At 55.5% G+C, this 11089-nt stretch carries 7 protein-coding genes; 4 read left to right on the top strand and 3 right to left on the bottom strand.

All coding sequences use genetic code 11. The features are described 5' to 3' along the window. The first annotated feature begins 552 nt into the window (after window positions 1-552). On the top strand, window positions 553-996 hold the full coding sequence (locus AUQ43_RS02585; protein WP_232310562.1) for a hypothetical protein: 444 nt from the start codon (window positions 553-555) through the stop codon (window positions 994-996). An 80-nt stretch (window positions 997-1076) separates the two neighbouring features. Here AUQ43_RS02585 and upp read toward each other — a convergent pair whose 3' ends face one another. Next, window positions 1077-1727 (bottom strand): uracil phosphoribosyltransferase, encoded by a 651-nt coding sequence (gene upp / locus AUQ43_RS02580; RefSeq protein ID WP_062954074.1) that lies wholly within the window; start codon window positions 1725-1727, stop codon window positions 1077-1079. 279 nt (window positions 1728-2006) lie between these two features. Then, entirely contained in the window at window positions 2007-3080 is a 1074-nt protein-coding gene (locus AUQ43_RS02575) for an SPOR domain-containing protein (RefSeq protein WP_062954073.1), read from the bottom strand. A 636-nt stretch (window positions 3081-3716) separates the two neighbouring features. Here AUQ43_RS02575 and AUQ43_RS02570 point away from each other — a divergent pair. Further along, a complete protein-coding gene (locus AUQ43_RS02570; RefSeq protein WP_232310561.1) occupies window positions 3717-6038 on the top strand; it encodes a methyl-accepting chemotaxis protein in 2322 nt (773 codons plus the stop codon). 86 nt (window positions 6039-6124) lie between these two features. Here AUQ43_RS02570 and pepN read toward each other — a convergent pair whose 3' ends face one another. After that, on the bottom strand, window positions 6125-8764 hold the full coding sequence (gene pepN / locus AUQ43_RS02565) for an aminopeptidase N (protein WP_062954071.1): 2640 nt from the start codon (window positions 8762-8764) through the stop codon (window positions 6125-6127). 427 nt (window positions 8765-9191) lie between these two features. Here pepN and AUQ43_RS02560 point away from each other — a divergent pair, with 427 nt between their 5' ends. Further along, a complete protein-coding gene (locus AUQ43_RS02560; RefSeq protein WP_062954070.1) occupies window positions 9192-9863 on the top strand; it encodes a response regulator transcription factor in 672 nt (223 codons plus the stop codon). Window positions 9864-10049: 186 nt separating this feature from the next. Then, window positions 10050-10928 (top strand): AraC family transcriptional regulator, encoded by an 879-nt coding sequence (locus AUQ43_RS02555; RefSeq protein ID WP_232310560.1) that lies wholly within the window; start codon window positions 10050-10052, stop codon window positions 10926-10928. Window positions 10929-11089: the final 161 nt, after the last annotated feature.

Genomic DNA, 11089 nt, shown 5'->3' with positions numbered 1-11089 from the left:
TCCGCGTCGCCGTCTCGTTGGCGCCGCACCCCGTCGGTGGAGGCGGGTTATAGGGCCCCAATCCGAACCTGTAAACACCTTTTTCGGAAAAAAGTGCATTTAATCGGCATTTTTATAAATACTGTTATTTTTCAATGTGATAGCTAAACAGGCCCATCCAACCATAACAGTCAAACAAGACCACGCCGAAGACCCGTGGTTGAAAAATCCAGCAAAGCCGCTGAAAACAGCCTGCAAAGACCAGGCTTTTGGCGCGCAAAAAACATTGAACCGGATCAAAATGATTCGAAAAAGGCCTGCAAGCCTCACATCAAGATCCCGACAAGCGCACCTCTACAGATTAAATCCGTTTGATTTGGTGCAATGCGTAAACGCAGCTACCTCTTAATAGTATAAGGCGACATGTGACCGACAGGCCATGCGTCGTTCAGGCAAGTTCGTAAAATGCTGCAAAAGCAAATATGTGAACCTTTCCTTTACATTATCACCCGATGATAGGGCGAGATAGAGATACCCCTCATTAGAAGACGAGCATCAGGGGACCGAAGGAAGATGATGAGACTGCGACAATATCTTATATGTGCTGCCGCAATTGCGGGGCTCTCTCTCGCCGGGTGCTCGGGCACCAACCTAGTGCCAAACACGGGCTCTGGCAGTGGGGATGGCAAAGGTGGACAACCGGGACCATCCTTTACCCAGTTCACCGATATTCCGATGCCATCCAATTCCTCGCTGGATATGGACAAAAGCATCATCTTTGGTGCATCCGATGCCTGGCATGGACGCGTTGTCCTGAATGCAGGCGGATCGCCCGCCCAGATGTATGACTTCTACGAGCGTGAAATGCCCAACTTCGGCTGGAGCAAGGTCACCGTGGTGCGCGCTGACATTTCGGTTCTGGTTTATGACCGCGAAAACCGCGTTGCCACCATCAAGCTCACCGGCGGATCGTTTGCGGGCTCGATTGTCGATATAACGGTGTCGCCAAAAGGCTGAGACAGCTTAGACAAGACAATCCAGAAACAAAAAGGGTGCCAGAAGGCACCCTTTTTTAATGCATCTCAAAGATCACCGACTTAGCGCGTTCCGAACAGTCGGTCACCCGCATCGCCAAGGCCCGGCACGATATAGGCCTTTTCATTGAGCTTTTCATCAAGGCCCGCGGTATAGATCGGCACATCCGGGTGCGCATCCTGGAAGACCTTGACGCCTTCGGGTGCAGCGACCAGCGCCATGAAACGGATATCCTTGTCAGCCACACCGTATTTGTTCAGCGTATCAATTGCGGCCACCGCCGAGTTCCCCGTCGCCAGCATCGGATCGACCAGAATAAAGGTACGGCCTTCGACTTCCGGCAGCTTGACGAGATATTCGACCGGCATATGAGTTTCCGGATCGCGATACAGGCCGATATGACCAATGCGCGCGGACGGCATCAGTTCGATCAGGCCATCGGCCATCCCCGAACCGGCGCGCAGGATCGGCACAACGGCGAGTTTGCGCCCCTGAATGACAGGCGCCTTCATCGGGCAGATCGGCGTTTCGATGTCTTCGTAGCTGACAGGAAGCTCGCGGGTGATTTCATACCCCATCAGAAGCGCAATTTCCTTGAGCAGCTGACGGAAGGTCTTGGTCGAGGTGCTGACCTTGCGCATGTGGCTCAGCTTATGCTGGATCAGCGGATGATCAAGAATATGAAGGTTCGGGAAATCCTTGTGCGTGCTCATGTGCTTTCGGTCATCCTGTCTTGCTTTGCAGCCATCCGAAACATGCGGCTGCCGGTCTGATATTTGCGAACCTAGCGCGTAGCGCCTTTGTTCGAGGATGGCAAGTAGAATGCCCCAATCAGAAGACAAAAACAAACCCGATAAGATGAAAATGGCAACATCATCGCGTTAACCCCGATGCATCGCCAAAAACGAAAGCGGGGTGACACGTTCCTGCATCACCCCGCCCCGCACTACTGCATCTATATATATAAGGTGCGCCCAAACGGGCGCAGATGATCAATCCACCACGCGGTCGTTTGGCTCTGCACGTACCGGGAACCCGTCAAGTGAATGGTCGGCCTTGATCTTGGCAGCCGCATCACGGGCGGCAGCAAGGCTGGCATAGCCACCAATCCGGACATAGTACCAGGCCCCCTCACTTTCTGGTCCGCGCACAACCACTGCCACCTCAAGTCCTTCGCCCCGCAGTTCATCGGCGCGCTGCTTGGCATTTTCATGGACCTTGAAGGCGCCAACCTGAACCGAGAACGGCTTGTCACCATCGGTCGCGGCAGTGCTATCCTCTGCCGGGGCACTTGGTGCCGGTTCTTGTGTGGCATCAGCTGTTTCTGTTGCTGGTTCTGCTTCGGCCTCAGCTTCAGCAGGCGCAGCTGCCTGTTCAGCAGACTGCGTAGTGTTGGTCTCGGTGCTTTCCGTCGCCTCGTCAACGACCGGTGCATCAGGTGCTTCGGGGGCATCAGCCGTTCCGGTTACGTCCCGGATTTCCGGGGCAGCAATGCCCGGCTCTTCGGCCGGGGTGGTTTCGGTTGATTCGGGTTCTGGCGTCGCATCCGCCGCCGGTTCTGCACTGTCGGTTGCCTCATCTGAAAGCGCTTCGCTGCGTTGCGCGATCAGATCGCCAACCGGGTCTTCGCTGTCGGCGCTGATTTCCGGAATCGCGGCGGGTTCGGTGACGTCCGGTGTCGCGTCCTCGATCACGGTGGGCTCATCGGGTGCAGAGGCCAGCATTTCGACTTCCGGCTGTTCTGTCTGCGCGGTGCGGGCACCGTCATCAGAATCCATAAACAGTCCTGCGCCAACCAGCATTCCGGCAAAGAACAAGACAAGCCCGAGCATGCCTGCGCCTGTGACCAGGCCAAGAAGGGTTTTGCGATCCATATCCGCTATCCGTGCATTAAGGTTTTGCCGATCACCGGGCCGTGTTGCCCTGCGGCCATTGCCATCACCCTGCCCGTCTCGACCGTAAATAAAGGCCGGAAGCGGTGCATCCTTTTGCCCGGCATCCGGGTCCGTCGGGGCATCCGGGGTTGCGCGCAAATCGTTTTTCGGGGTGTGGTCTTCGTCAGCCATGGACGTGGCGATCCTTCACGACATCAAAGTTACCCTGCGTTTGTAACCGCCAGCACCTTTATAAAACGCTAAAGCCCGCACCGCTGCACAACCTGACAGCGCGCCAGCATTGCCCACGCATCAATTCATTCGGATAAAAAAAAGGGGGACTGGTATGTTCCCCGGCATTGTCCCGCACAATGATCCGGATACCAGTCCCCTCGAGTGAGAGAGATCGACCTTCGGGGAGAGAGAGTCCCGAAGATAGAAGCCATCAGGCACGCCATGTCAGCCTGATGGCCGGTCACAAACGACGTTGTCGCCTGCATTTGACAAACACAGTCATAGAGCATCACTTTTTCAAATGCAAACGATTATCACACACATTCGCATAAAAATTTTGAATTCGCCAAAAATCGCACGTGTTTGATGGCTAAGTGTCGCCACCCAAAAGAGAATTTCCAAAATACGGCCACTTTCAAACACCTTGAGAGCCGCAGTTATCCTCAAGGACAGCAAACTAAGGGATTGTGTTCCAAATCAAGCTCTGGTTGGATCAGGGAAACTACTCATGAGAAGTAGGGGTGTGAATGGGAGTGATGCGAGCCAACATTATTAATACAAAAAATAAGTACGGTTTGCTCTGGAGTGACAAAAATGACGGGAGACAAGGCCGCGAAGACGGCTATTACAGGAGGCGCTACCAGCCTTCTGACGTTACGGCGAATTTTGCTCGTAACCGGGTTACTGGTATCTGGTGCAGTGACCTGGATGCTTCTTTGGACCGGTGACACCTATCGCAATTTTGCGATTGAAACACTGAACAACTCGGTTAGTGGTACAGTTAATTTCTTTGTCGGATCGCGTATCGCGACCGATTATGCCGACAAGATCACCCCCATTGCCAATGAATGGTCACGCCTTGGCAGTCTGGTCAAAAGTTATCAGGAAAATGACCAGACCCGCATGAAGGCCGAACTCGACATTCTGTCGAACGCGCGTGAGGTCGTGCAGGGGGATGTGAACCTTCTTGATGCGGTTGCCTATGATCAGGAATTCAATCAGCTGGCAACGTCTGAGGCCAATCTGGGGGCAAGCGTTACTGACGACCCGGAGGTCAAAGCCTTTCTCGCGAACCGCGAAAAGGCAGAAGCTCGCAAGCCTGCAAGCTTTATGTGGGCGACACCGGATGGGCGTCCGGTCTTTAGCCTGATCCTGCCTGTCGGCGGTTTCCGGGCGGTTGGTTTCCTTGAAGTCATCACCGACCCCCTGCCCCAGCTTGAAGGCATCGGCAAGGTTCTGGGGGGCAACTTCCAAATTCTTGATAATTCCGGCACGGTGCTTTTTGAAAGCCTGGAATCGCCGGAAATGGCCCAGGCAGAGGCCCAGGCCCCGTCAACGGAAGACGCACCTGCCCCTGCTGATGATGCAGGCGATGCCGCACCAGAAGCCGCCAACGAAGCAAGCGACATGGCGGCTGCAGAATCCGGTGAAACCCACCGCGCGGCCGTCAGCGTAACCATTGATGATGGCCGGGGTGGTGTTTGGGCCGAGGCACGCTTTGACCGTGATATTTCCGATTTCTACGAGCAAACCAACAGCCTGCGGCTCCTGTCGATTGAGCTTCTTGTCGGCGTGCTTTTGGCGGGATGGATTGTCGGCTGGATCCTGTTGCGGACAACGGTCCTGCGCAATCTGCGTGCTTTTGCCCGTGCGATGACTTCGATCTCGAACGGCGATACCAACGTCAACTTGCCAGATGTCGGCAATGACGAAATCGGCGAAATGAAGAAGGCGCTGATTGCACTGCGTGAATCCGTGCGTCAGGCCATGATCTTGCAGAACATGGTCGAAAATACACCGACCATGACGGCGATGATCCTGGCTGATGGCAAGCTGAGTTATCTTAATGCCAGCGCACAGGATTATCTCGGCGGGACACCCCAAACGGTGTCGGGTGATTTCCTGAACCTTGGTTCGGACTTCCAGGCAAAGCTTGCCAACCCGAACAACTTGCCGTTCTCCGAGATCATCCAGACCGAGCGTGGATATCTTGATATCCTTGCAGCACCGGTGCGCGACAAGGACAACGTCCTTTTGGGCACCATGCTGGCCTGGAATGACGTGACCGAGCGCGAGGAAAGCAAGATCGCGGTCACCGAAATGATGGCCGAGGTCGCCCGTGTGGCGCAATCCGTCACCGAGCAGTCCGAAGGGTTGCTCAGCCTTGCCAATGAACTGACAAGCCAGTCGGAAAACACCGTTCAGCAGTCAGGCAGTGCGCTGGATGTTTCGCGCGAGGCAGCGTCCAATACTCGCAATGTTGCGACTGCCGTCGAGGAGCTTTCATCGTCGATCGCGGAAATCAACCGTCAGGCAACCGAGGCATCCGACGTGACCGGACGGGCACGCGAGGAAGCCGAGGAAAGCCAGCGCAATATCGGATCGCTTGAAAAGGCCAGCTCCGAGATCGGATCGATCATTGATCTGATCAACGACATTGCGCATCGCACCAAGCTTCTGTCACTCAACGCAACGATTGAAGCCGAACGTGCCGGTGAACTTGGCAAGGGCTTTGCCGTGGTTGCCAACGAGGTCAAATCGCTTGCCGATCAGACGGCAAGTGCCACTGGCCAGATTGGGGATCTGACAGCGGCCATTCAGCAAGAAGTGCAAAAGGCCGCACATTCGATCAGCACGGTTGGCGAGGTTATTCACCAGGTCAACGACATCCAGTCGACCATCACCCAATCGGTTGATGAGCAACGCCGTGCAACCGGCGAGATTTCCGAGAACGTGCAGCGCATTGCAGCAGGTGCCGGATCAATGGATGAAATGATCACGTTTGTGAATGACGGGGCGCAGGGCACGGGCCGCAATGCCCATGACCTGAACACGGCCAGCCACAACCTTTCGGAAGTGGCGCGCAACCTGTCAGAAAAAATGCGTGAATTCAGCGAGCGGATGAAACTGACCTGATCAGCTTTCCAATCCGAACTTCACAAAAACAAAGGGCGGCACTTTCCGGTGCCGCCCTTTGTCATGTGACCCAAATGGTCTTGAGATCAGCTTGCCACGGATTTCGAGGCGATTTCATAAAGATCGCGCGAAATTTCCGGTTTGGCGAGGATGCGGTTGAGCGCAGCCTTCATCTTGTCGGCACGAACGTCATCATATTTCGCCCATTTGCCGAGTGGCGAGCACAGACGTGCGGCCACCTGCGGGTTGATGTCATCAAGCTCGATCAGGCGATCAGCATAGAATTCATAACCCGAGCCATCCTTGGCATGGAAATGGCGTGGATTGCCCATGGCAAAGGCCCCGATCAGGGCACGGACCTTGTTGGGGTTACGCATGGTAAAGGCCGGATGGCTCATCAGATCCTTGACGCGTGCCAGCGTATCATCGCGTGATGACATGGCCTGCAAGGAGAACCATTTATCCAAAACGACCGCATCACTGGCAAAGCGTTGCTCGAAATCGGCCAGTGCGGTTTCGCGGCCCGGATGATCAAGATTATTAAGCACCGAAAGGGCGGCCATCTGATCGGTCATGTTGTCAGCCGTGCCATATTGCGCGACAGCAATTTCGGCATACTCGTCTTCGCCGCTTGCCACCAGATAGGCCAATGCGGTCGCCCGCAAGGCCCGCTGACCAGCAGACGTGGCATCCGGGGTAAAGGCCGCATTTGACGCATTCTGGTGATAGGTATTGGCAAAATCATTGCATAGCGCCTGCCCGATACGTTTACGCAGGGCGGTTCGCACCTGATAGATCGCCTCGGGGTTGGCGGGCTTGCGCTGCTCGGACAGGAATGCCTCGCCCGGCAGGACAAGCGCATCAGACCGAAATGCCTTATCAAGATCATCATTGATAAGTGTCTGACGCATCGCGGCAATGAAGGCATCGACGCGGTCCTTTTCGCCCTCAAAGGCAGCATCAACATCGCCGCCATTTGCCTCATACGCGGCAATGGCCGACAGCATCAGACGGGTTGCGTATTTCTGCCCGGCTTCCCAGCGATTGAATGCATCACTGTCATGGCCCATCAGGAAAGCAAGCTCTTCATCAGGCTGATCGGTGGTGATGTTGACCGGTGCCGAGAATCCACGGTTAAAGGACAGAACCGGTGCCTCAGCCACCCCCTCGAACACAAATTCCTGGCTGGCTTCCGTCAGCTCCACCGTTTCGGCCAGAAGATCAGAACCATCCGCGCCCAGAAGCCCGATTGAGATCGGCATGTGCAGCGGCTTTTTGTCTGGCTGTCCCGGGGTCGGGTCGGTTTTCTGGGTGATGGTCAGGCGGTATTGCTTTGCATCCGCGTCATAGTCGCCCTGCCAACTGAGTTTCGGCGTGCCTGCCTGCGAATACCAGCGTTTGAGTTGGCCGAAATCGGCACCATTGGCGTCTTCCATCGCCTTGGCAAAATCATCGCAGGTCACCGCCTGCCCATCATGACGATCAAAGTAAAGGTCAATGCCCTTGCGATAGCCATCCGGACCAAGCAGCGTGTGCATCATGCGGATCAGTTCCGCGCCCTTTTCATAGACCGTGGCGGTATAGAAATTGTTGATTTCCATATAGCTGTCCGGGCGTACCGGATGGGCCAGTGGCCCGGCGTCCTCGGGGAACTGGGCGGCGCGAAGTGCGTTGACGTCCTTGATGCGCTGCACCGGGCGGGAACGCTGATCGGCCGAGAATTCCTGATCCCGGAAAACGGTCAAACCTTCCTTGAGCGACAGCTGGAACCAGTCGCGGCAGGTTACACGGTTGCCCGACCAGTTATGGAAATATTCGTGTGCAACGATGGATTCGATGCGTTCATAATCCACATCGGTCGCCGTATCGGGCCGTGCCAGAACGAATTTGGCGTTGAAAACATTCAAGCTCTTGTTTTCCATCGCCCCCATATTGAAGTCCGACACTGCGACGATATTGAACAGATCCAGATCGTATTCGAGGCCATAGACCTCCTCGTCCCACTTCATGGAACGTTTCAGGCTGTCCATCGCATAGTCGCAGCGGTCCTCGTTGCCATGTTCGACAAAGATGCGCAGTGCCACATCACGTCCCGACATGGTCTTGAAACTGTCTTCGACACAGGCCAGATCACCGGCCACCAGCGCAAACAGGTAGGACGGCTTGGGGAACGGATCTTCCCACACCGCGAAATGACGCCCGCCATCAAGATCACCGCTGTCGATCAGGTTGCCGTTTGACAACAGAACCGGGCAGCTTTCCTTGTTGGCATTGATCGTGACCTTATAGGTCGCCATGACATCGGGACGATCCGGGAAATAGGTGATGCGCCGGAAACCTTCGGCCTCGCACTGGGTGCAAAACGCGCTTTGCGAAACATACAGCCCCTCAAGGCGGGTATTGTTGGCCGGTGAAATCTGGGTTTCGAGTTCGGCAATAAAGGTTTCGCTTGGTGCCGTGAAGCGCAGGCCTTCCTGATCCACCTTGAAATCGCTTGAGGCCAGACGGGCATCATCAAGGGTGACGGAAAGGAGCTTCATATCCTCGCCATGCAGGAAAACTTCGTCCCCCTTTCCGGTACCGCGCGCAGGATTCGCAGCCATAAACAGGCGCGATTTCACATTTGTGACGTCCCGATCAAGGTCAAAAACCAGTTCGACCTTTTCGACAACAAAGTCAGGTTCCTTATAGTCTTCGCGGCGGATCACTTGCGGCTGTTCAGACATTTAGGTGTCCTTTTTTCCTTGGGCTGCGCGGTTTTGGAACGGATTGTATAAATTCGCCAATTTCGCAATGCAGTGTGGTGTGTCAGAACTGAATTTCGGTCATTGATCACACTGATAAGATAAATTTCATTTTTCCTCAAATGCGGAGTTTACGGCACCGATTTTAATGGGCATACTCTCAAACGGTGGCGCGAGGGGGGCCAAAGTTTCACATTTCGTGGGGCGAGAGTGATCTTTGGTTTCCCTCAACCTTTCTGCCAGTTTTCCTGACAAAACCTGTCGCGCAGATCGTCGCCAAACGGGTCGCATCCAATCCAAAATCAAGATATCCCATCCTTTTCTCACCTAATAATTTGTGAGTTCCGCTTGAACGGGATAGAATAATTGCGACCTGTCGGGGAAAGATAACTTTCAGGGGAAATATCCAATGTCCGAAACGTTCCAGATTCTGATCGCTGATGACCACCCGCTTGTGCGCGGGGCGCTCAAACAGGCGTTAAGCACAGAACTGGAAAATGTCTCGGTGCTTGAAGCTGAAAGCCTGTATGAGGCGATTGATCAGGTCGAGGCACATAAAGGCGATATCGACCTTGTCCTGCTTGATCTTCATATGCCGGGCATGAACGGCTTTACCGGCCTGTTCACACTTCGCGCATCCTACCCCGACATACCGGTTTCCATCGTTTCGGCCAGTCAGGAACTGCCTGTCGTGCGTCGCTCCATCGAATATGGCGCGTCGGCCTTTGTACCGAAATCGGCCCCTGTCGATCAGATCGGCCTTGCGGTCAAGACCGTGCTCGATGGTGGCATGTGGATGCCAGATTGGGCGCGCGAGGCCATGGAAAACGGCCCGGCAGATGATGAAGCCACCGGCCTTGCCGAAAAGATCGGTCAGCTTACCCCGCAGCAATTGCGTGTTCTGAACATGCTGACCGAAGGCAAGCTCAATAAACAGATTGCCTATGAACTCGATGTGACTGAAGCCACCGTGAAGGCCCATGTATCGGCGATCCTGCGCAAACTTTCGGTCCACAGCCGCACCCAGGCCGTGATCATCGCCCGCGAATTGCAGCTTCAGGAACCGGCCATCGACGCCTGATCGGCGCGATCACCCTTCTGCCCGTCCCCGGAAACGCCCGGCTGTCAAGCCGATCATACATATATCCAGATTTCAGCAGACGTGTTTGCCCTGCCCGTCGGAGACCATGTCTGTCGGCCAGACGCCGCGCGCATACCGACGCCACCGCGACAGTGGCCTCTCAGCATTCACGCCCGATTGCATGGCGTGTCACATCGTCCCATTGCCAAAATCTGCAAACGCTGCCAGTTTTGTGCGATGAACAAGGTCGAAGTCATTGCCCATGATTGTCTGGGTGTCGAAGCCGTCATGGCCGAAACACGCCATTCCTTTGCCAAGCATACCCATGAGGCGTTTGGCATTGGCTTCATGCATTCCGGGGCGCAAAAATCTGCCTCCGGGCGCGGCATGGTCGAAGCCGGGGCTGGCAACATCATCACGGTCAATCCGCGCGAAGTGCATGATGGCCATCCGATTGGCAATGGGCCACGCGGCTGGAACATGCTGTATTTTGACCCGGACCTGATCGCGCGCGCGGCAAGTGACCTTTCTGATGCTGCCACCGACCAATATGAGTTCACACGCCCCGTGATGGACAGCCCCGCTGTCCGGCACTGCTTTGGGGCGTTATTCGATGCCGTCACCAACGGATCGGAAGAAAGTGCACGGCTCCGGCGCGAAGAAATGCTGCTGATGATGCTCCATCACGCCATGATCGGCCCCGGTGAACCCACCCCGAAATCAAACGTGCGCCATGCTGTCGCTCATGCCCGGATAAAACGCGCCAAGGCGTTGCTGGATGACAGCCCGACACACAGCCACAGCCTTGATGATCTGGCAAACGCCACGGGCTTAAGCAAATTTCAGACGCTGCGCGATTTCACCCGGGCCACCGGCCTCACCCCGCACGCCTATCTGATCCAGCGACGCATTGACCTGGCGCGTACCATGATCCAATCCGGCGAAACCCTTGCCGATATCGCTAGTAGTGCTGGATTTTCTGATCAAAGCCACCTCAACCGCCACTTTGTCCGTGCCTTTGGCCTGACACCGGGCCGCTATGCCCGTGCCGTTCGCGCGAACTAGCCGACGGCCTCAGAAACGACAGCCAATCCAAACGTAATTCCCGCGCAGGCGGGAATCCATCTTTGCCGCGATTGCGCATGGATTCCGGGTCTGCGCTCCGCTCCGCCCGGAATGACGGTTTGGGACAAACCATCAGATCGTGCAATTCCGTTCAAGAATGC

The sequence above is a fragment of the Thalassospira sp. MCCC 1A01148 genome (assembly GCF_001613795.1).
Taxonomy (GTDB): Bacteria; Pseudomonadota; Alphaproteobacteria; order Rhodospirillales; family Thalassospiraceae; genus Thalassospira.
This window is presented reverse-complemented; position numbering and strand designations above follow the sequence as displayed.

Coding starts and splice junctions, on each gene's coding strand:
- AUQ43_RS02585 (WP_232310562.1), top strand. CDS start 553: ATGATGAGACTGCGACAATATCTTATATGTGCTGCCGCAATTGCGGGG.
- upp (WP_062954074.1), bottom strand. CDS start 1,727: ATGAGCACGCACAAGGATTTCCCGAACCTTCATATTCTTGATCATCCG.
- AUQ43_RS02575 (WP_062954073.1), bottom strand. CDS start 3,080: ATGGCTGACGAAGACCACACCCCGAAAAACGATTTGCGCGCAACCCCG.
- AUQ43_RS02570 (WP_232310561.1), top strand. CDS start 3,717: ATGACGGGAGACAAGGCCGCGAAGACGGCTATTACAGGAGGCGCTACC.
- pepN (WP_062954071.1), bottom strand. CDS start 8,764: ATGTCTGAACAGCCGCAAGTGATCCGCCGCGAAGACTATAAGGAACCT.
- AUQ43_RS02560 (WP_062954070.1), top strand. CDS start 9,192: ATGTCCGAAACGTTCCAGATTCTGATCGCTGATGACCACCCGCTTGTG.